Source organism: Candidatus Thermoplasmatota archaeon (assembly GCA_022848865.1).
Taxonomy (GTDB): Archaea; Thermoplasmatota; Thermoplasmata; order RBG-16-68-12; family JAGMCJ01; genus JAGMCJ01.
In genome coordinates this window covers 17,305-37,633 of sequence record JAJISE010000011.1, presented here as the reverse complement: position 1 = coordinate 37,633, position 20,329 = coordinate 17,305, and the positions used below count along the sequence as shown (strand labels likewise).

Annotated in this window: 20 protein-coding genes; 15 read left to right on the top strand and 5 right to left on the bottom strand. The window is 58.6% G+C overall.

The genetic code is table 11. From position 1 onward, the window contains the following. Positions 1–76 precede the first annotated feature (76 nt). The 6 genes from LN415_03555 to LN415_03530 all read left to right on the top strand — a co-directional run bounded on the left by LN415_03555 (position 77) and on the right by LN415_03530 (position 4,333). Complete coding sequence (locus tag LN415_03555; GenBank protein ID MCJ2556166.1) at positions 77–388, top strand: hypothetical protein; 312 nt, start codon at positions 77–79, stop codon at positions 386–388. Between the two features lie 106 nt (positions 389–494). Then, positions 495–992 carry an ArsR family transcriptional regulator gene (locus tag LN415_03550; GenBank protein ID MCJ2556165.1) on the top strand — a complete coding sequence of 166 codons (498 nt, stop codon included), beginning with the start codon at positions 495–497 and terminating at the stop codon, positions 990–992. Positions 993–1,003: 11 nt separating this feature from the next. Next, the gene (locus LN415_03545) at positions 1,004–1,507 is read left to right on the top strand and encodes a hypothetical protein (protein ID MCJ2556164.1); all 504 of its coding nucleotides are present in this window, start codon (positions 1,004–1,006) and stop codon (positions 1,505–1,507) included. Next, positions 1,504–2,517, top strand: a complete 1,014-nt coding sequence (locus LN415_03540; GenBank protein ID MCJ2556163.1) for a tRNA (cytidine(56)-2'-O)-methyltransferase — start codon at positions 1,504–1,506, stop codon at positions 2,515–2,517. Before LN415_03545 ends, LN415_03540 begins: the two co-directional genes overlap by 4 nt. Positions 2,518–2,568: 51 nt before the next feature. Further along, the gene (locus LN415_03535) at positions 2,569–3,630 is read left to right on the top strand and encodes a hypothetical protein (GenBank protein ID MCJ2556162.1); all 1,062 of its coding nucleotides are present in this window, start codon (positions 2,569–2,571) and stop codon (positions 3,628–3,630) included. Positions 3,631–3,661: 31 nt separating this feature from the next. Beyond that, complete coding sequence (locus LN415_03530) at positions 3,662–4,333, top strand: hypothetical protein (GenBank protein MCJ2556161.1); 672 nt, start codon at positions 3,662–3,664, stop codon at positions 4,331–4,333. On the opposite strand, the gene LN415_03525 is transcribed toward LN415_03530, so the two are convergent. Beyond that, positions 4,330–4,728 (bottom strand): ParB N-terminal domain-containing protein, encoded by a 399-nt coding sequence (locus LN415_03525; protein MCJ2556160.1) that lies wholly within the window; start codon positions 4,726–4,728, stop codon positions 4,330–4,332. The two genes, LN415_03530 and LN415_03525, sit on opposite strands and share 4 nt — an antisense overlap. A gap of 116 nt (positions 4,729–4,844) precedes the next feature. Continuing rightward, complete coding sequence (locus LN415_03520) at positions 4,845–5,099, bottom strand: PRC-barrel domain-containing protein (protein MCJ2556159.1); 255 nt, start codon at positions 5,097–5,099, stop codon at positions 4,845–4,847. A 146-nt stretch (positions 5,100–5,245) separates the two neighbouring features. Here LN415_03520 and LN415_03515 point away from each other — a divergent pair, with 146 nt between their 5' ends. Further along, positions 5,246–6,514 carry a fibronectin type III domain-containing protein gene (locus tag LN415_03515; protein MCJ2556158.1) on the top strand — a complete coding sequence of 423 codons (1,269 nt, stop codon included), beginning with the start codon at positions 5,246–5,248 and terminating at the stop codon, positions 6,512–6,514. Here the strand turns inward: LN415_03515 and LN415_03510 are convergent. Together LN415_03510 and LN415_03505 are read right to left on the bottom strand one after the other, a co-directional pair. Continuing rightward, positions 6,511–6,741, bottom strand: coding sequence for a hypothetical protein (locus LN415_03510; protein MCJ2556157.1), 231 nt, complete (start codon positions 6,739–6,741; stop codon positions 6,511–6,513). The genes LN415_03515 and LN415_03510 overlap by 4 nt on opposite strands. Before the next feature lie 50 nt (positions 6,742–6,791). Then, positions 6,792–6,941 (bottom strand): hypothetical protein, encoded by a 150-nt coding sequence (locus LN415_03505; GenBank protein MCJ2556156.1) that lies wholly within the window; start codon positions 6,939–6,941, stop codon positions 6,792–6,794. Positions 6,942–7,170: 229 nt separating this feature from the next. Here LN415_03505 and psmB point away from each other — a divergent pair, with 229 nt between their 5' ends. The 4 genes from psmB (at position 7,171) to LN415_03485 (ending at position 15,114) form a co-directional block, all read left to right on the top strand. After that, entirely contained in the window at positions 7,171–7,803 is a 633-nt protein-coding gene (psmB, locus tag LN415_03500) for an archaeal proteasome endopeptidase complex subunit beta (GenBank protein MCJ2556155.1), read from the top strand. A 31-nt stretch (positions 7,804–7,834) separates the two neighbouring features. Further along, positions 7,835–9,745, top strand: a complete 1,911-nt coding sequence (locus tag LN415_03495; GenBank protein ID MCJ2556154.1) for a beta-CASP ribonuclease aCPSF1 — start codon at positions 7,835–7,837, stop codon at positions 9,743–9,745. A gap of 165 nt (positions 9,746–9,910) precedes the next feature. Further along, a complete protein-coding gene (locus tag LN415_03490) occupies positions 9,911–14,590 on the top strand; it encodes a hypothetical protein (protein ID MCJ2556153.1) in 4,680 nt (1,559 codons plus the stop codon). 71 nt (positions 14,591–14,661) lie between these two features. After that, a complete protein-coding gene (locus tag LN415_03485; protein MCJ2556152.1) occupies positions 14,662–15,114 on the top strand; it encodes an OB-fold nucleic acid binding domain-containing protein in 453 nt (150 codons plus the stop codon). Here LN415_03485 and LN415_03480 read toward each other — a convergent pair whose 3' ends face one another. Next, positions 15,115–16,761 carry a TCP-1/cpn60 chaperonin family protein gene (locus LN415_03480; GenBank protein ID MCJ2556151.1) on the bottom strand — a complete coding sequence of 549 codons (1,647 nt, stop codon included), beginning with the start codon at positions 16,759–16,761 and terminating at the stop codon, positions 15,115–15,117. It lies immediately after the preceding gene. A 165-nt stretch (positions 16,762–16,926) separates the two neighbouring features. Between LN415_03480 and LN415_03475 the strand changes: the two genes are divergently transcribed. The 4 genes from LN415_03475 (at position 16,927) to LN415_03460 (ending at position 20,323) form a co-directional block, all read left to right on the top strand. After that, on the top strand, positions 16,927–17,208 hold the full coding sequence (locus tag LN415_03475; protein MCJ2556150.1) for an AbrB/MazE/SpoVT family DNA-binding domain-containing protein: 282 nt from the start codon (positions 16,927–16,929) through the stop codon (positions 17,206–17,208). 13 nt (positions 17,209–17,221) lie between these two features. Continuing rightward, positions 17,222–18,049 (top strand): arsenite methyltransferase, encoded by an 828-nt coding sequence (gene arsM / locus LN415_03470; protein MCJ2556149.1) that lies wholly within the window; start codon positions 17,222–17,224, stop codon positions 18,047–18,049. 108 nt (positions 18,050–18,157) lie between these two features. After that, positions 18,158–18,505, top strand: a complete 348-nt coding sequence (gene trxA / locus LN415_03465) for a thioredoxin (GenBank protein ID MCJ2556148.1) — start codon at positions 18,158–18,160, stop codon at positions 18,503–18,505. Positions 18,506–18,538: 33 nt separating this feature from the next. After that, the gene (locus tag LN415_03460; protein MCJ2556147.1) at positions 18,539–20,323 is read left to right on the top strand and encodes a DUF5591 domain-containing protein; all 1,785 of its coding nucleotides are present in this window, start codon (positions 18,539–18,541) and stop codon (positions 20,321–20,323) included. The last annotated feature ends 6 nt before the right edge of the window (positions 20,324–20,329 follow it).

Here is a 20,329-nt window from a genome sequence, read left to right as displayed (position 1 = left end):
CTATCTCGGGGCGGCGTCCCGCGGGCAATGGACTAAGTCTATATATCCCCAATCCATTACTATCCACGGTGCACTCATGAGAGAGATTGAACGCATTTTCGAGAGCATAGACCACGAAATCCGCGACCTCAAGGATGCGGAGAACTCCAACATGGATGAGGTGAAGAAGATACTCAACCGCCAGGCGGAGGTCATCACCTTCCTGGTCAGCCGTGTCAGGGACATGGAGACCCGCCTGGAAAGCGAGACGAAGTGGGACAAGGAAGTGGAGGACATCATCAGGATCATGGCGATTGACGATGCCAGGATCTGGAAGTTCAGAAAGCACCGGGACATATACGAGGACATAGCCAGAAAGGGCGTCGAAGGAGTGGACAAAGAGCTCTGATCCTCGCGACCAGACTGTCCGGATGCGGTGCTGGCAGATGTCGCTTTCACGACGGATGATATAAAAGCTTTTATTCGGTGAGACCAATATACCCATAGGTCGAATAATGAATCGCATCAAATTCGTGAACGAGCCAGCAGAGCTTGTCCCCATCCTCATGGCGGTCGACAAAGAGGTCAAGAGGGAGGTCCTGAAGGACGTGTCCGATAACTGGCGGACCGCGAGAGAGATCGAGGAGAAGTTCGGAGAGGAGGGTCTCGAAGCTCTCAAGTTCTTCGAGAAGATGAACTTGGTCGAGACGAAGTGGCAGACGAGCGAGTCCGACCCAGATCCCGAGAAGTCCTACCATGCTTTTTACACGTCGTTTCACATAAACGCTTCATCGCCCGTGAACGAGATGTGCGACATTCTAGCGGCAGTCGTGATGCCGGAGAACGAGTATCGCAAGATCGAGGATAAGATACTCAAGGAAGTGGACGAAGAGGGGAAGTTCTCCGGGGACATCGCCGACGACCTGGGAGTCTCGCAGACGATGCTCAAGGGTCTCATAAAACGATCCGCCAAGCTGGAGTACAAGGGTCACCAGATTAGGAAGCTGAAATAGGAGCACCTGATATGGAAGGCGATTCCGAGAATCCGTTCGAGAATCGTCCTACCGACGATGAGTCGTCCTACGAGGAGAGCCCTTTTGAGAACGTTCCTTCCACGGCAGAGGACGAGTTCGACGACCTCCCCATAATGGCGGACGAGTTCGACAGGAGCAAGCTCGCCATGATATCCGGGGTCGGTTTCGTGTCGCTTGCCATATTCCTCTACTTCTTCGTCATCCTCACATGGGACACGATGCTGATGATGCTGTCCATCACGGCGATTGTCGTATCCGCCCTCGTGGCCCTCTTCTACATGCTCGACGATCTGAGAATCAGGCCCAAGTCCATGACGGAGAGGGGTGCGCACTTCCTTGCGGGAATATCCCTCGGCGTCCTCGTGCTCCTGACCATTTCAACCGCGATGGTCTACCAAAGCGACGTACTGATGGCCATGCCCGTATTCGTGGTCATGATCGTGACCAACGCCAGCGTCGCACTGTTCCTCTATTCTATGATGTGGGAAGAATGATCTCCGTCCTACGGCTCGGTCACAGGATTCCCAGAGACCGCAGAGTCACGACGCACGTTGCCTTGGTCGCGAGGGCCTTCGGCGCGGACTGCGTCCTGGTCTCCACGAAGGACTCGGTACTAGAGAGGAGCGTGAGGAATGTCGTGGAGAAGTTCGGCGGGGACTTCCACATCTCCACGGGCGTCAGCTGGCGCAAGACGCTCAAGGAGTGGCGGGGGACGGTCGTCCACCTCACCATGTACGGAGAGAGGCTGAAGGACGCGCTGCCGAAGATCGGAAAGAAGGACCTGATGATTGTGATCGGCGGGGAGAAGGTCCCTCCCGAGGTCTACGACATCGCGGACGTCAACGTCTCCGTGGGGAACCAGCCTCATTCGGAGGTCGCCGCGCTGGCCGTCTTCCTCGACAGGCTGCTCGAGGGCAACCCGCTCGAGCGGGAGTTCGGGGGGAGGATGAGCATCGTCCCATCCAAGAAGGGCAAGAATGTAATCGAGAGGGCCGGAGAACTCCCGTCCCGGAGGGATTGTCTCGAAGCCCTCCGAGAGGCCGGATGCGACCGTGCGGTTGTCGAGCACTGCAAGAGGGTCTCCAGGCTGGCGAAGAAGATCGCCTCCCTGTGCGGTGCGGACGAGAGCCTGTGTGAGCTGGGCGGGCTGCTCCATGACATCGGTCGCGGGAGGACCCACGATATAGACCACGGACACGCGGGCGGGCAGATCCTCCGGGAGAAGGGTTTCCCGGCGGTTCTGGCGGGGATTGTGGAGAGGCACGTTGGAGCGGGCATCCCGAAGGACGAGGCCAAGAAGATCGGCCTCCCCGCCAAGAGCTATGTCCCCAAGACGCTGGAAGAGAAGGTCGTGGCCCACGCTGACAACCTCGCGGAAGAGGGAAAGATAGATGTGCTCATCGACCGGATGGAGGAGCGGGGTCTCCCGACCGCCGCGAAGAGGATAAGGCGCCTCCACGACGAGCTCAGCGAGAAGTGCGGGATGGACCTGGACGACCTGTGAGACAACATACTTATATCCCCGCATCAATCCAAACACTGGGTCGAGAAAGAGATGCCACTTAGGTCCCGCCTATCGGTTCTTCTGGTCATTATCCTCTACCTTGGGACAGCGGTGAGTGTGACCGCCGAGGCCGAGGAGCCTGCCCTCTCGGTGGGCAACGAGTGGGAGTATTCCGTTCACATGTCGCTGGATAATCTCATCGGCCAGGTGGAGGGAGGGTTCGAAGACGTGTCCGTCGAGGGGACGATCAGGATGGCCGTCGAGTCCAGACGGATGGTCGAGGTTCTCGGCAGGACGTACGATGCATGGATCATCGCCCTGGGAGGGGATTTCGAGGTGACGTTCACGTACACTATCCAGGATCTGGGCCCTCTCACGATGACCGCGCCAGCGTACTTGAAGGGGTCCCTCTTCCTCGACAACGAGTCCTTCGAGTACGTCAAGTCGTCGCAGGAGATAACGTCGAGGTTCTCCAAGTTCTCAGTGCTCTTCGAGATGGCCGTCGAGGTGGAGACCTCTTTGGACATAGAGAGCGACACTTGGCATTTCCCCTTCGACGCCGGGGACACTGGGATGACCACGGGACAGGGTCAGAGCCATGTCCACTACGTGGCAAAGGTGAACGGCGACGTGGTTGAGGAGGACGAGGCGACGGTGCCATTCGCGTACAGCTCTGCCTACGAATGCGAAGGGCTCCAGCAAGTGGATGTCGAGGCGGGCAGGTTTCAGGCGTACGAGCTGAACGTCTCCTCCCCCGGGATGTACCTCTTCGGCTACTCCGAGGGCTACAGGCGCGAGTTCTATTCGAACGAGGTCAACAACAGCGTCGAGGTCGACATATATGACAGCGAGGACGAGCTTATAGGAGTGTGGAGCCTCGTTTCCTACGGGGAGGGCCAGGACGGATCGGGCGACTGGACCGCTGGTCTGCTCATCGCGCTTGCGCTTCTCCTGATCGTCGGACTGATCGTCGCCCTCCTGCTGAGAAAGAGGTCCCGAGAGGCAGCAGCTGAGCGGACTCCATCCTCCGGCGAAAGGGTGTGCAGAAGGTGCGGATCGGAGATTCCAGAAGGACAGGGGGCGTGCCCGGCCTGCGGAAGAACAATACGGTGAAATAGCGGTAGAGGAATAACAGGTGAGCACAATGAACGTAGGCAAGTCCCACATCGGAACGGTCCTCGCCATCGTCTGTCTGGTACTGCTCGTGTCGAGCTTCTTCCTCCCATGGTGGACCATCGAGCGCGAGGAGAGGTCCCCCACGGTGAACCCTGTCATCTATGTCAACAGCACGCACGACTTCAAGCTTCTATGGGTCTCCACATACCACAAGGACACGACCCTCGGTGAGCCCCACGAGAGGAGTTGGGACGCATCCTACTGGGAAGTCGAAGACTCCGCCCTCGGTTTCCATTCCGTGATCATGGCCTCGATGGTGACGCTGGGGATTGTCTTCATCGTGCTCTTCTTGGTTCTGAACCGTCTGTCGGAGCGGAAGAAGGCCTACAGACTGATCGCCCTGGGACTTGCGTTCGCTGTGGCGCTCCTCGTCCTGGGATCTGCAGCCTATATGAACGTGAACCTCCCCTCCGCGGTCGGGGACTCCGGCGAAAACCTGGAACAGACTCTGGAAACAGTCCTTCCGGACATTCACACGTTCGCGGGCACTGACCTGAATGAGACATTCGCACGAAGCGTCCAAACGACATGGGGACCACAGATCGGGTGGTATGCGGCCTTCGTGACATGCGTCATAATGCTGTTCTCGATCTGGTTCGTCGAGTCTCCTCCGAAAACCGAAGAGGAGCCGGAGGACTAGCGGAGTTTCGGGAGCTCCACCGGCCTGTCCTCGAGAATCACCCTGATGATGTGCCTGGACGTCTTTGGCGGGTACACGTTGTCGCTCAGGCCCATGGCGATGATCTCGTCCTTCGATATCTCATTGACAACTGCCCCGGGCCAGGTCACGACCTCGATTGCAGTGTCCATGTAGTCGACGAGAAATACGGGTATCCTCTTGCATCCGAGCCGCTTGAGGGCCTCGAACCTGTGATGGCCGTCCAGAATGACGTAGGTCTTCTCGTCCACGACTATGGGCTTGAAGAGGGCGCCGTCCTTGGCGATCTGGTCCGCGAGGCAGTCGAGGATGTCGGGCTTTATCTCCTCGTGGCTGTGCAGAACCTCGATCTCCAGGATCTCGAAGCGGGACCTCATCCAAACTCCCTCATCCTCGGAATACATGATTCCCTGCAAAACGAACCCCCGCCCGTGAGGACTCAGCATGCCCCATGCGTCCGAATATGGCTAGAGGACTTAAAACATTTCCTGGGCTACTTCCCCTTCTTGATGCTCACGCGCTTGGGGAAGTACTTCAGTATTATGACGTCGCCCACGCTCTGTATCCATCGATAGGGAACGGCCACCGATCTCGCACCTTCGACGAGCAACGGGTTGGGTTCTCCGATGAACAGTCTCTCGACCGTGGACTTCTCGACGTTCACTATCAGGTTGTTCACGTTACCGAGGAAGACCCCTTCGTGAGTGTAAACCTGCAGCCCTATAATCTCAGAAATTTCCTCCAACATGGCAATCCCATCTGTCCCCTGTATGCGAATCTCAGTATTTTATGTTTTGTGTGGAAGGATTCCACGCCTCTGGGATGAGCGGGCAGGATGGACTCCGCGGACCTGCCGAAAGGTTTTAAAGCCAAGGATTCATCAAACGGATGACAATGGAGATCGGAAGCAATCGGAACCGCAACCTGGCCATCATCGTGATCGTCGTCACAGCGACGGTTGTCGTGGCGTCGATACTCTACGTCCTTCAGATGGAGCTTCCGGAGGACCGCACGCCCCCGAGCAAGGTGGAGGGGCTTGAGATATACGACCTGCGTGACGGCAGGCTCTTCCTCTTCTGGGACGAGGCGACAGACAACAGAAAGGTTGTTGTCTATCAGATATACCGGGACGGCAATCTGCTCCCGAGCGAGCCGTCGTACCCGTTCTATGTTGACACTGCCCTCATTGATGGCACCCTATATTTCTACCAAGTACGGGCGGTGGACAGCTCGGACAACGTGGGTGACTTCTCTGGCACGGTCTCGGGCATGCCCACACCCTCTGACAACGTCCCGCCCAGCCGCGTCGAGGGGCTGGTGGTGGAGAATGCATTCGACGGAAAGCTCAATCTGACATGGGACGAGGCTTTCGACAATGTCGCGGTCGATCACTACACGATTCACAGGGATGGCGTCGCTCTCATCGATGAGCCGCTGACAACATTCTTCCAGGACACTGACCTCACGAACAATCAGATCTACGCCTACGAGGTCGCCGCAGTTGACACCTCGGGAAACGAGGGGCAGAGGTCGGTGCAGGTGAGCGGCATGTCCACGGAGTATGATTCCGAGCCCCCGTCCAAGGTCATGGCCCTCGTTGTCACGGACGCGAGGGACGGGAAGCTCAACCTCACTTGGGACCCAGCCACTGACAATGTTGGCGTTGCGAAGTACTATGTCTATCGGGACGGTTCGAGGCTCACCGACGAGCCTACAGGGACAGCGTTCCAGGATACTGGGCTAGTGGACGGCCAGCTGTACGAGTTCGAAGTGAGCGCTCTGGATTTCCAGGGCAACGAGGGTCCGAAGTCCGATCCAGCAACGGGAGCCCCCACGTCGTCGGTTCCAGGAGTGTCCGTCTTGGGCTCTTTCTACGACAACGTCACGTGCAACATCACCGTGGACTTCGTCTCCGAGGCCTTGGACATAGGCCTCTTCGGGGCCTTCCTGAAGACCGATTCGAACGAGACGGACAGAATGGACCCACTATCGGACGGTACGTCAGCGGGGAACATCACGTTCCTGGACATGGACTCGGACGGGCTGCTGACCGTCGGGGACGTGTTCGTCATAAGCGTCTCAAGCGGACACATCTACGATCTGTCGGTATTCTGGCGGGCGACCGACGACAACTTGGACACGCATTCGTGGGCCGTACCTTAGTCCATCCACCAAAGCCAACCCTTGTGCTCGATGGACAACTCTCCGTTTATCTTGCCGCTCAGCCTCATCTTGTTGAGGAAAAGGGCGGCCGAGTCCGGGCACTCGGCGTTCTGCGACCTGAAGACCTCCTCGACCTGGATCGTGGTCATGGGACCTTCCTCCTTGAGGATGTCCAGGATCATCTCCTCCGCGGTCTCTTTGCTGACCTTGCTACCTTTGCCTGACATCGATCTGCCCTCCCCAGAAGACGAGGAAGGCGGGGCTGCTTTCCCGCGCCTTACTCCTCTGGCTCTTCCGGCGGTGCCTCGTAGGTCTCCTCTGGCGGGTTTGTCTCGGCTCTGCTCTGAGGCGACACCATAATCAGTGTGCTCCCGAGCAGGAGGACGGCCATCAACACGACCGTAAACATACTTCCATTTCTTCTCATCTTTAGACCTCTCATAACATATCCCATCCCATAACCTTTCGACGAAAATTGACAACCGACTATAAAAATGTAGCCTTGAACATGTCATGAGTGATTACAGCAACCAAGGACCCTGACCAGCGCCGAATCTCATGGCCTGAACACGAATAGTCTCAAAATAGTTATATAGCAGGACAACAATAGCTCAGGCGTCAGTTTTCCCAGTTTTCGAGGGTATGATATGACGCAGATGGCAAATGAGGTTAAGACAGGGACAACCACACTAGGTATGGTCTGCAAGGAAGGTGTGGTCTTGGCGGCTGAGCGAAGGGCAACCATGGGGACGCTAATCGCTCACAAGGCGACGAAGAAGGTGTTCAAGCTGGATGACAATCTGGGCTTGACGACCGCCGGTCTGGTGGGAGACATCCAACTGCTGGCGAGGTATATCACCGCAGAGGTCGAGCTCTTCAAGCTCAAGCGGAACGCTCCCATGCCAGTGAAGTCGTGCGCTACGCTTCTCTCGAACATCCTGGCGGGAAGGAGGTACTTCCCCTATTGGGTGCAGCTCGTCATCGGCGGCGTGGACGATGATGGTAATCACGTGTACTCCCTGGACATGGCAGGAGGGAGCATACCCGACAAGTACGTGACGACAGGCTCAGGATCTCCCTACGTGTACGGAGTGTTGGAGGACCACTACAAGGACGACGTGAGCCTGGACAACGGCATAGACCTCGCGATAAGGGCCCTGACGGCCGCCATGAAGAGGGATGCGGTCTCGGGTGACGGGATTGACATCGTTTCCATAACGAAGAAGGGTTACGTTCACCTCGATGACAAGGAGGTCGAGAAGAGGAAGTCAGCGATGAAACTGAGCTAGCTCTTCTCTATACGTATTCAAGTGAAACCAAATGAGCGTGGAAAGTATTCTTCGGGACGCTGAGAAGGTAGTCCGAAAGGTCGTCCCCAAAGATGTGGAGATAACGGAGATTGAACTCGAAGGTCCAGTCGTGGTCATATACACCAAGAGCATGGAGGAGTTCGCGGAGAACAACGACATCGTCAGGCAACTGGCGCAGGGAATGAGACGAAGAGTGGCCATAAGGCCCGACCCCTCGCTCCTCTCCCCGACCGAGGAAGCGGAGAAGAGCATAAGGGAGATAATCCCTGAGGACGCCAAGATCACCGACATCTATTTCGAGCACGAGAACGGCGAGGTCACGATAGAGGCCCTTTCTCCCGGTCTGGTGATCGGGAAGCGCGGGACCATTTTGAACGAGATCAAGAAGAGCATCGGCTGGGCGCCCAGGGTGGTGAGGACCCCGCCGATACCGTCGAAGACTGTCGCGGATATCAGGAGCTTCCTCAGGAAGTACCGCGACGACAGGGAGGCGTTCCTGAAGCGGGTGGGGAGAAGACTCGCCCGCGACACCGCGGAAGGAGAGAACTGGGTGAGGTTGACGACCCTTGGCGGGTTCAGGCAGGTGGGAAGGTCATGCTCGCTGCTGATGACAAGGGGAAGCAAGATAATGATAGACTGCGGCGTCGACGTCTCGTCCGATAACAACGGAAGCCCGTATCTCCAGGCTCCTGAGGTCATGCCCCTGGAAGCGCTCGACGGCGTTGTCGTGACCCACGCTCATCTCGATCACTCCGGGCTCGTTCCCGTCCTGTTCAAGTACGGATACGACGGGCCCGTCTACTGCACGCCCCCCACGCGCGATCTCATGTCGCTTCTCCAGATCGACTACGTCAAGGTCGCCTTCGGGGAGGCGAAGAAGTCCCCGTACGACTCCAGCCACATAAGGGACACGGTCAAGCACTGCATCCCGCTGAAGTACGGCGAGACCACTGACATCTCGCCCGACGTGCGGCTGACGCTCCAGAACGCCGGTCACATACTCGGCTCATCGATCGCCCACTTCCACATCGGGGACGGATTGTACAACGTCGCGCTCAGCGGGGACATCAAGTTCGAGAAATCGTGGCTGTTCAACGCTGCCACGAACAGGTTCCCGAGGCTCGAGACGCTCGTCATAGAATCCACTTACGGAGGCTATCACGACCTGCAGCCGAGCAGGAGGGAGGCCTCGGGCCAGGTGAAGGGCATAGCGGCGAGGATCCTCAACAGGGGCGGCAAGATGCTCGTCCCCGTCTTCGCTGTAGGACGATCGCAGGAGGTCATGCTGGTCCTGGAAGGGCTGATGAGGATGAAGCGCATCCCCACCGTCCCGATATATCTGGACGGGATGATCTGGGAGGCGACGGCCATTCACACGGCCTATCCGGAGTACCTCAACAGCTCGCTGAGGACCCAGATATTCCAGACCGGGCAGAACCCGTTCCTTGCGGAGGTCTTCAACCGCGTGGACAGCCAGGAGATGAGGGAGAGGATCATCAACGACACGGACCCGTGCATCATTCTGGCGACTTCAGGCATGATGAACGGAGGGCCTGTGATCGAGTACTTCAAGGCATGGGCCGACAACCCAAAGAACGCGCTCATGTTCGTGGGCTATCAGGCGGAGGGCACGATCGGCCGCAAGATCCAGAAGGAGTGGAAGGAGATAACCCTGAACGACAGGGGCAATGTCCTGACTCTGAAGATCAAGATGGACGTGGAGGTCGTCGACGGCTTCAGCGGGCACTCGGACAGGCTTCAGCTCCTCAACTACGTGGGAACGCTCGAGCCGCGGCCCGAGCGGGTGATCATCGGCCACGGTGAGGAGTACAAGTGCTCCGACCTCGCGAGCAGCCTGTACAAGAAGTTCGGGATGGAAACGAGAGCGCCCATGAACCTCGAGACAATCAGGCTGAAGTGAACCGCCCAGCGTGGCTGGCTTTTCTGCGGGATTGTGCACGCCAAGGCTATAACTGGGTAATATTGATATACGCATAGACGAATATGCCCCGCTAGGAGGAGGCAGGGCATGAAGAGATTAACGCTAGTTTGGGCCTCGTTATTGTGTTTCTTGCTTTTGAGCAGCGTGCTTCTCGTTCACGTGGAATCGGATGATTCCCCGGGGCCGACACCGGCGGCAAGGTGCCGTGGCGGTTCGAGCCAGAGGGCCGTGCTCGTGGACGTGAATACTGCGGACTGGTGCGTTTGGTGCCCAGGTCAGAAGCACTCTCTCGATAGGCTGTACAACGAGCTGGGACATGATAATCTGGTGATCTTGGAGTATCACGCTTCTGGTTCAGATGAGTTAACGAGTGCGTACTCCCAGCAGAGGAGCTCATACTACAGGAATCCCGGTCTGGCATTTCCCGCCGTAGGCTTCGACGGGGGCGGTCCGTACAATGACAACCGCCTTTGGGAGTCCGGATCGGCCATGAAGTACGGGAAGTATGACGAGGACAAGGCTCTGTACAACCAGGAGAGGCAGGGGAACGCCATGAGCAACATGACCATATCTCTCACTGGGAACATAACCGCGAACACCGTCAACGTCAAGGCGACCATCGAGGCCACCGACCCGATAACCGTCGGCAATCTGTGGGTGCGATTCGTGCTCTACCAGAACAACATATACCACAGAGATGGAAACACCAACGAGAACAACGGCATCCTCCACAGAGTGTTCAACCATGTTGTCAGGGATGGGTCACAGACGGCTCTGCCGCCTGCCTTCAGCATGGGTGATACCTTTGAGACTGAGACGATATTCACCATCAACCCGTTCTGGTACCCGTCGACAGATCGAAGAGAGCTCGGAGTCGCTGTTTTCGTCCAGACGGACAGCAAGACCCCCTGGATCACTGACCCGAACCGCTACAACGCAGAGGTCATGCAGGCCGCATCCATGGAATTCGTCCAGAGCCCGATCGTGTTGATAAACAAGGACCTGAACGACCCATACGATGACGGATTCGACCGCTATGACGAGTTCCTGACGAAAGCAGGTCTCGGACACAAGAACTGGGACACTATGGAAGCCTTCGAGACCGAAATGACGAACATGAGGAACCCGCCGACCTATGGCGCAATCCAGGACTATGCCGTTCAGCTGTGGTTCACAGGGACGAGCGGTAGCACGTTTGACCCCCCGCAGATGACCGCGATTGACAGTGGCCTGTCGGCGGATCAGGCAATCTACGTCGTCGGGGAAGAGATTGCGTACCAGGCATTCTCAACGGGGAACTTAGGATGGCTTCAGGGTAGTCTTCACGCAGACTACAGCGGTGACAATGCCGGTGCGGCAACGGTCGACGGCATCCCTGCCGATCCTATATCAAATGGTATGATGGGTCTGCAAATCTCTGGCTTTGACCCGGACGTGATCACAAGCGGTCCAGGAGCGTTCGAGGTCTTCAGGTACACAGGAGTGGGTACTACTGCCGCGGTCAGAATGAACCATGACCTCAACTCGGGCGTCTTCTACATGGCCTTCAACTACTTCGAAGGCATCGGTTCGTACTTCGGGGATTTCAACTACGACCCGAACGGCGAGGTGCTGATGGGGAACGTGCGCAATTACCTGGACGGCGTAGCGGCGCCGAGGGTGGATGTGGTCCGGCCTGACGGCGGAGAAGTCCTGACACCGGGTGGACTCTACGAGATCTGGTGGGACGCCAAGGATGTTGACATACGGCAGGACGGCATTGAAGTTCAATACACCCTGGACTCTGGTTCCCCGGTGTGGATGACGATCGTGAGTGGGGAGCCCAACGATGGCGTTCATCTCTGGAACGTCCCGGTCGCGCAGACAGACAAGGCCAGAGTGAGGGTGTGTGCCATCGACTCCCAGGGCCAAAGCAACTGCGTCATGAGCGACGCCGACTTCACAATCGGGACTCCTGGTGATACCACGCCACCAACGATCCAGAGTGTCCTTGTTGATGGTCTGACCTCTATCATAGTAGCAGAGGGAACGTCGGTCGCTTTGACAGCGCAGGTGTCGGACTTCTTCACTGGTGGATCCAACCTTGGTGGGGCGAACTACACGATTGGTCAACAGGTCTGGCCGGGAATGGCAATGTCTGCCACGGACGGAGCGTTCGACGAGGTCACGGAGAACGTGGATGCCACCGTCGACACGACGGGCTGGTTGCCTGGAGACTACGACATCTACGTCTACGGCTGGGATGACGTGCCAAACTACAACACGGACTCATTGGCGCACGCGACAATCACCATCATCGGTCCGGATACTGAGCCGCCCGGAGTATTCAATGTCTGGATAGACGGGGCACCCAGCCAGACTTATTACATCTCGACGAAGCCTCCAACGGTGCGGCTATCTGCGAGCATCGATGATACCCCCACGGGAAACAACGACATAGGTGGTGCCAACTACACGACGGCTCCAGCGGCTTGGCCAGGAACAGCCATGTCACCGCTGGACGGATCGTTCGATACCCCGACCGAGACCGCCTATATCGACATTCCGACACTTGGTGTGGGAACCTATGACTACTACGTCCACGCATGGGACATAGTCCCCAACTACAACAACACGGGACCTTCCGCCTCTTTGACCATATCGGATGACATCCCGCCAGAGATATCGAACGTGCTCATCGACGGTCAGCCCAGCGCTACCATCGCTGAGGGTACACCGTCTGTGACTCTGGCTGCGACAGTGGACGACAGCAGCACCGGTGATTCCCTAATCCTTGCAGCCAACTACACCGTCGGCGTTCAAGCGTGGCCAGGTTCGGTCATGAACCCGATAGACGGGTCCTTTGACACATCCATGGAAGATGTCGATGCGATCGTGGACACATCCGCTCTTGTCCCGGGATTCCACAATCTGTGCGTCTACGCTGTGGATGATGGCCTGAACGAGAACACGACGGGACTGTGCGCGCAGCTAGAGGTCGTCCCGGAGACGGCGGCACCGGAGGTCACGACCGTCCGCGTTGATGGTCAGCCCGCCAAGATTGTACCCCTGTCGACCCTTCCAGTCATCTGCACGCTGACAGCGACGGTAGATGACAGCGGCACAGGCGGCTCGAACATCGCGGGCGCGAACTACACAACACCCACACCCGCCAGTTGGCCTGGTACTTTCATGAACCCGGCTGACGGCAGTTACGACTCGCATTTGGAGGATGTTGAGTCCTCCTTCTCCGCACCTTCGATTGTGGGCACATACGCCTACTACGTCTATGCGTGGGACGTGAAGGGCAACTTCAACAACACAGCGCCGTTCGCTTTCCTGATTATCCAAGACGATATCCCGCCAGAGATCTCGACCGCGCTCGCGAACGGGATGCCTTCCATCACGATCTCGCAGGGAACTATTTTCACACTGACGGCCACCGCGAGCGATGTCTCGACGGGCAACAGCAACATCGCCTCGGCGAACTACACCGAGGGGCTTGCGAACTGGGCAAGCAGCGTGGCCATGAATCCCGGCGACGGTTCGTTCAACTCGCCAAAGGAGGACGTTGAAGCCTCAGTCGACACGAGCGGCTGGACCATGGGCATTCACGACCTGTATATCTACGCGACGGACGCTGCCAGCAACGGGAACGTCACGTCCGTGGAGCACGTGAGCATTAACATCACGATTCCTGACATCTGGCCGCCGATGATCCTCAACGCGCGCGTGGACGGGAACACTTGGGTCGGCGTCAATGAAGGCGATCTGGTCGCTCTCACTGCAACGGTTACCGATCTGACCACCGGAGATTCGGTGATAGCCGGCGCGAACTATACTCTTGGCGCCCAGAACTGGCCAGGCATTCCGCTTGACGCGGTGGACGGATCCTTCGACTCCTCCGTCGAGGACGTGACGCTCAACATCGACACGACCGGATGGACGATGGCGAACCACACGCTCTGCATATACGCGTCGGATATCGTGCCGAATGAGAACACGACCTCAACGGAGTGCGTGAACATCGAGATCCTGGCCGTGAAGCCGCTGGCGCCGATGATGACGGGAGCGGATCTCGTCAGTCCCGGACTGCCCGACGTAGAGATACGATGGGACCGGTCAGGGGACGACGGCCTCGGAAAAGACGACGTCATCGAGTACGACGTTTACCAGGGAACAAGCTTCGCGGGACCGTACATCTACGTCACGAGCGTGCCCGCGACGGACTCGCCGACGTACAGCTGGACATGCGTCGGTTGTGGCGTAGGCGATGCTGACAACTACTTCTACTACGTCGAAGCGGACAACGGTGCTCTGACGGAGCCTGCGCCCAACAAGGCGTCCAAGTTCACGCAGCCACTCACGGCCGCTGCCCAGCTGATATCCGTTCCGTTGGTCCTGTCGAGCAACGACATCGCCCTCGCCCTCCAGACGGTCCAGTTCGACATGGCCTACTACTACGATTCCTCGGACGCGAGCGACCCGTGGAAGTCCTACATGCCATTCAAGACGTACAAAGGCGATCTCTGGACAGTGAACAGGACGATGGCATTCTGGGTCAACGTGACCTCGGCCAGCGACTTCGTCGTGGCGGGCCTCGTGCCGGAGACGACTACCATCACGCTTCGAGCGGGCTGGAACCTCGTCGGATTCCCGTCCTTCGCATCCGCGTACACTGTCGCTGACCTGAAGGTCGACGTCAACGCCTCGAACGTCGAGGAACCGGACCCGTTGGCGCTGCCCTTCTGCTTGAAGCGGATGATCGATTCGGACGTTCTTCTGGCGGGCCGCGGATATTGGATCGAGGTCCCCGAGGATGTTGTCTGGACGATTGTGAACTGAGCGTTGCGACCGGGACAAATCCAGCGTTCATGTTATATTCCTAGACAGCGCTATCGAACCGGATGAGAAGCGTGAGGGATTCCTTCGAGGATGTCAGGGACCTCGTCACCTACGACGAGTTCCGCGAGAGAATGTCGGACACGGTGAGCAAGTTCGGCGGCCTCCTTACGGAAGATGTCGCCGCGCTCCTTGTATTGGAGGAGCTGGGGAGGTACGAGGTGACGTACGACAGCATCTCGGACATCCAGCCCGATCAGACTGTCCGCGTGCGTGGTGAGGTCCTCAGAGTCAGTCCCGTCAGGGAGTTCCGCAAGAAGGAGCGCCTTGGGCGGGTGGCGAACGTCACGATCTCGGACGGGAGCGGGGAGTGCAGGCTCGTTCTATGGGATGAGGACACTGAGCTGGTCTCGAATGGGGCGCTGAAGACCGGAGGAAACCTCAGAGTGATCAATGGCTACGCCAGAATGACCGACTTCGGACTCGAGATATCGAAGGGCAGGTACGGGGCCGTTGTTGTGGAATGATTACATCATTCCTGGGGGCATGCCGCCCATTCCTCCGGGGCCACCTGCTCCTGGCGGGGGGCCCTCCATCTGCTTCGAGGCGATGATATCGTCTATCCTCAAGATCATGGCTGCGACGTCAGTGGCCGACTTGACCGCCTGGGTCTTCACGCGGATGGGCTCTATGACGTTCAGCTTGATCATGTCCTTGACCTTGCCGCTGTAGACGTCCACGCCCGCGTTCTTGTTGGCCTTCTTGCCCTCGTGCTTCGATCTAAGCTCGATGAGCAGGTCTATAGAATCCAACCCGGCGTTCTCGCCCAGCGTCCACGGAATGATCTCCAGAGCGTCCGCGAACGCCTCGATCGCGAGCTGTTCTCTTCCGCCAACGGTGGAAGCGTAGTCCTTGAGCCTGAGCGACACCTCGATCTCGGTGGCTCCTCCGCCCGGTATGGCCTTGCCGTCCTCGATCGCGACACCGACGACCCTGATGGCGTCGTGCAGAGCCCGCTCGACCTCATCGACCACGTGCTCCGTCCCGCCGCGTACGATGATGGACACGGCCTTGCTGTCCTTGCAGCCAGTGACGAACGTCATGTCATCGTCGCCAATCTTCTTCTCCTCGATCAGAGCGGCCTTTCCGAGCTCCTGCCGACCGAGATCGTCGAGATTGGTGACTATCTTGCCACCCGTCGCCTTCGAGAGCTTGTCCATGTCGCTCTTCTTGATCCTTCTGAGCGCGTAGAGGCCATCCTTCGCCAGGTAGTGCTGGACGAGGTCGTCGATGCCCTTCTGGCAGAATACTGCGTTGGCCCCGCTCTTCTTCAGCTTGTCGACCATTCTCTTCAGGGTCTTCTCCTCTTCCTGGAGGAACCTCTCCATCTGGGACGGGTCGGTGATCTGGATCTTCGCATCCACCTCGGTCTTCTTGATCTCGAGAGCGGAGTTGATGAGAGCGATCTTCGCGTTCTTCACCCACTTGGGCATCCGCGGATGGACCCTCTCCTTGTCGATGATCATGCCATCGATGAGCTCCGATTCGAGAACGGAAGCCCCGTGCTTCTTCTCGACCTTGATGTTGTCCGTGTCCGCGATGAACCTGCCGTCCCTCTCCTCGACGATCTTCGAAACGGCGTCCACGGCCATCGTTGCCAGGTGCTCACGAATGGCACCCATGCTGCGGCCGCCTATGGAGGTCGTGGCGATACTCAACAGCTTCTTCTTGTCGCCTCTCCTGACGTTCACAGCCATCTTGTCCAGGACCTTCATCGCCTTCTCGGCGGCCATCCTGAAGCCGTTCACCACGATCGTGGGATGAACATTCTGCTCGATCAGATCCTCGGATTTCTTGAGGAGCTCACCAGCGAGAACGACAGCGCTCGTGGTCCCGTCGCCGGCCTCATCGTCCTGCGTCTTCGCGACCTCGACCACCATCTTGGCGGCTGGATGTTCGATGTCTATCTCTTTCAGAATCGTTGCACCGTCGTTTGTGATTACGACATCACCCATGCTGTCAACAAGCATCTTGTCCATTCCTCTTGGTCCAAGCGTGGACCGCACGGCTTCGGCGACCGCCTTTGCCGCGGCGATGCTGTTAGACTGGGCGCTCTTTCCTCTTGTTCTTTCAGTACCTTCCTTTAGGAGTATTATTGGTTGTCCTGCAAACATGCTGAACCTCCTTCAGAGTCCCTATGTTTGTTCTTCTATATAAATCATTACATTGGGGTTGCAGCAACGAACGGACCACCTGCAGCAGACCCAAACATCAGAACATTCTGATTATTCAGAAAAGCATAAGTACTCTGAGAGACGTATCATATCGAGGCGAGGAACATGGGAACGGAAAGCGAGAACGGTTCGTGCTGCGGATCCTCGGACAAGGAGACCGCCTGCTGCAAGGTGGAGTCGGTGGTGAGCATCGATGAGAGGGGGCAGATGGTGCTCCCCAAGGACATCAGGGACAGGGCTGGGATCGGCGCTGGAGACAAGTTGGCAGTCGTCATCTGGGAAAGGGGTGATGAGATCTGCTGCATCACACTGATCAAGGTCGAGGGGCTGGCAGAGATGGTCAAGGGTCATCTCGGGCCCATCATGAAGGATGTACTGGAGGAGTAACAGAGGTGAAGGAATGAAGGACGATGAGGTCAAGAAGGCAGTGAAGGAAGGCTATGCGAAGATCGCAAAGAAGAGCTGTTCATGCTGCGGACCCACGGTCGATGCTTGTGGAACTCCGAGGGGGTCCCAGGTCAGCAAGGGCGTTGGCTACACGGACGAGGAGCTGAAGGCCATTCCCGAGGACGCGGACATGGGTCTCGGATGCGGGAACCCGGTCGCCCTTTCCACTCTCAGGGAGGGCGAGACCGTCCTCGACCTCGGCTCGGGCGGGGGCATCGACTGCTTCCTCGCGGCCGGGAGGGTCGGCGAGAAGGGGAGGGTCATCGGCGTTGACATGACCGCAGAGATGGTCGAGAAGGCCAGAGAGAACGCCAAGAGGGGCGGTTTCGAGAACGTGGAGTTCCGGCTCGGCGACATCGAGGACATTCCGGTCGATGACGGCTCGGTCGACGTGATAATCTCGAACTGCGTGATCAATCTCTCACCGGACAAGGGGAAGGTCTTCAGGGAGGCCTTCAGGGTCCTGACACCAGGGGGCAGAATGTTCGTCTCCGACATCGTCCTGCTGAAGGAGCTGCCGGAGGCGGTCAAGGCCGACATGGGAGCGTACGTCGGCTGCCTTTCCGGGGCGGTCCTCAGAGAGGATTACATCGGACTGATTGAGCGGGCCGGCTTCCAGGACGTGAGCATCAGGACGGAGTCCAGCTGTTCCATGGAGGTCCTGTCGAACGACCCGACGGTGAGCGCCATGATGAGCAGCTTCGACCTGTCCCGGGAAGAGGCGGAGGAAGCCATCCGCTCCGTGATCAGCGTGATAGTCGAGGGCACGAAACCCGTTTGAGGGCGAAGAGCTTCGGGCGGTTCTCGCGCGTCCCTCCGAACCGCATCCCGCGACAAACGATTTATACTGACGGAGCATTGCGCCATCACTGGTTCTGAAGGAGATCTCATGGGAAGTTCTGATTCACCATCCGAGCTCATGGAGCTGAACGACGGCAACTTCGACAGCGTCGTATCGACGAACGACAACGTGGTCATCGACTGCTGGGCGCCCTGGTGCGGTCCCTGCCTCGCTCTGGAGCCTGCGATCAAGGAGCTCGCGAAGGAATACGAGGGCAGGATACTCTTCGCGAAGATGAACACGGACGCGAACCTGGATACCGCCAGGAAGCTCGGGATAATGTCCCTGCCGACCATACTGTTCTTCAGCAACGGCGAGTACGAGGACAGGATAACGGGCGGGGTCCAGAAGCGCGTCATCCAGGAGAAGGTCGAAGAGCTGATGGGCTCGAGATAGGTTTTTATCTCCGCCATCTCTTGCACAGACCGATTGCTCGAAACGCTGAGACGAGACTGGCTGGCCCGCATAGGGAAATGGGACCTGATGGACTGGACCGTGGAGACGCCCAACGTCCTCTTCTTTCAGAGCGACAGGGTGCGTCCTCCTGAGAGCTCGGAGGTCCTCCTCCTCTCGAAGGAGACGGAGACGGACAAGCCGTTCGTCCTGGACGCGGGGAGCGCCTTTCTACCGTCGGACCTGTCAGGGGAGAACGTCATACCGCCAGACCTGGGCTACCCGATGAGCCTGGACGAGATCAACGTCACGGGGGACGGGGACGACTTCGTCGTCGTCCGCGACCGGAGCAGGGAGCTTGCAGAGCGCGTCAGGGAGCTCCACGAGCGGGTCTTCGTCCTCGGGAACGCCATGGAGATGCTCAGGCACCCGCTGGAGTTCGCGAAGAGGGTGATGGCGGTCAGGTCCAACATGTCGCCCCACGGACTGGCATACGCCCCGGGCATCGCCACGCCCGCGAACCTGAGCGTGCTCATCTACTGCGGGGTGGACCTCGCGGACTCCCTGAGGGTGGTCGTGGAATCGGGCTACGGCAGGTTCCACACGGAGAGGGGGTCAATGCCCTACGAGGAGGCTGGCAGGAAGATCTGCCACTGCCCGACCTGCGAGGAAGGAGTAACCAAAGACAACCTGAGGGACCACAACTCCCACGTCCTGATGAGGGAGCTCCAGGTGTGCAGGAACGCCATCGAGCGCGGTCGGTTGAGGGAACTAGCGGAGAGGAGGATGCTCTCGAGCGCTTGGTGCGTTTCGGTCATGAGGCACATGGACCGGAGGCTCTACGCCGCGGTGGAACCGAGCGTCCCCGTGACGGGCGGGGAGGTTCTTGCCCTGTCCGAGGCCTCGCTGTACCGACCGGACGTGCTCAGGTTCAGGATGAGACTGCTTCAGCGCTACTCGAGGCCGCCAGCTGCGGCGGTGCTCCTGCTGATCCCGTGCTCGGCCCGCAAGCCGTACTCGCTCTCCAAGTCCCACAGGATATTCAGGCGGGCTGTCAAAGCGTCCGGGAACAGGTCTGCGATCCACGAGATGATAGTGACGTCTCCCCTCGGACTCGTCCCGAGGGAGCTGGAGCTCTTCCATCCCGCCCAGGACTACGACATACCGGTCACGGGAGACTGGAGCGGGGAGGAGGCAAAGATCATCCGCGAGGAACTGCAATCTTTCCTGGAGGGCAACGAGTACACCCGCATGGTCGTCCATCTCGGGGCGGAGAAGGAGCTCCTCTCCGACATGCTGGAGGACGCCGTGTTCATGACGGAGGGATCGCTGACCTCGTCATCCTCGATCGTGGCTCTCGGGAAGGCCCTTTCCGAGGCGACCGAGGACGTCGAGCGGACGGGGAGGAAGGAGAGGCTCATCCAGGACGTCAGGAACCTGGCCGTGTTCCAGTTCGGGGACGTGGGCGGGGACCTCGTGAAGGACTGCGGGCTCAGGGGAAGGTACCCGAACGTCAGGATAATCGGGGAGGAGCATCTCGCAACGCTCGTGCCGTCAAGGGGGATGCTCTCGCTCACGCTGGAGGGAGGGAGTGTCCTTGCGCGGGAGAAGTCCTACTGCGTCACGATCGAGGACTTCCGCCCTGAGGGGAACATCTTCGCGATCGGCGTCACGGGCGCGGACCCGAACATAAGGGAAGGGGACGATGTCGCCGTCGTCTGCGGGGACGAGGTCCGAGCGGTCGGCGTGGCCCGCATGCCCGCCAAGGAGATGGTCGAGAGCAAGCGCGGCGAGGCCGTGCGCGTCAGGCACAAAGCATAAGGATTT

Bases quoted from the DNA above. Each gene is read 5' to 3' on its own strand.
- LN415_03525 (MCJ2556160.1), bottom strand. From the start codon at position 4,728: ATGAGGTCCCGCTTCGAGATCCTGGAGATCGAGGTTCTGCACAGCCAC.
- LN415_03545 (MCJ2556164.1), top strand. From the start codon at position 1,004: ATGGAAGGCGATTCCGAGAATCCGTTCGAGAATCGTCCTACCGACGAT.
- LN415_03510 (MCJ2556157.1), bottom strand. From the start codon at position 6,741: ATGTCAGGCAAAGGTAGCAAGGTCAGCAAAGAGACCGCGGAGGAGATG.
- LN415_03520 (MCJ2556159.1), bottom strand. From the start codon at position 5,099: ATGTTGGAGGAAATTTCTGAGATTATAGGGCTGCAGGTTTACACTCAC.
- arsM (MCJ2556149.1), top strand. From the start codon at position 17,222: ATGAAGGACGATGAGGTCAAGAAGGCAGTGAAGGAAGGCTATGCGAAG.
- psmB (MCJ2556155.1), top strand. From the start codon at position 7,171: ATGGCAAATGAGGTTAAGACAGGGACAACCACACTAGGTATGGTCTGC.
- LN415_03550 (MCJ2556165.1), top strand. From the start codon at position 495: ATGAATCGCATCAAATTCGTGAACGAGCCAGCAGAGCTTGTCCCCATC.
- LN415_03475 (MCJ2556150.1), top strand. From the start codon at position 16,927: ATGGGAACGGAAAGCGAGAACGGTTCGTGCTGCGGATCCTCGGACAAG.
- LN415_03480 (MCJ2556151.1), bottom strand. From the start codon at position 16,761: ATGTTTGCAGGACAACCAATAATACTCCTAAAGGAAGGTACTGAAAGA.
- LN415_03515 (MCJ2556158.1), top strand. From the start codon at position 5,246: ATGGAGATCGGAAGCAATCGGAACCGCAACCTGGCCATCATCGTGATC.
- LN415_03555 (MCJ2556166.1), top strand. From the start codon at position 77: ATGAGAGAGATTGAACGCATTTTCGAGAGCATAGACCACGAAATCCGC.
- LN415_03505 (MCJ2556156.1), bottom strand. From the start codon at position 6,941: ATGAGAAGAAATGGAAGTATGTTTACGGTCGTGTTGATGGCCGTCCTC.
- LN415_03495 (MCJ2556154.1), top strand. From the start codon at position 7,835: ATGAGCGTGGAAAGTATTCTTCGGGACGCTGAGAAGGTAGTCCGAAAG.
- trxA (MCJ2556148.1), top strand. From the start codon at position 18,158: ATGGGAAGTTCTGATTCACCATCCGAGCTCATGGAGCTGAACGACGGC.
- LN415_03535 (MCJ2556162.1), top strand. From the start codon at position 2,569: ATGCCACTTAGGTCCCGCCTATCGGTTCTTCTGGTCATTATCCTCTAC.
- LN415_03540 (MCJ2556163.1), top strand. From the start codon at position 1,504: ATGATCTCCGTCCTACGGCTCGGTCACAGGATTCCCAGAGACCGCAGA.
- LN415_03530 (MCJ2556161.1), top strand. From the start codon at position 3,662: ATGAACGTAGGCAAGTCCCACATCGGAACGGTCCTCGCCATCGTCTGT.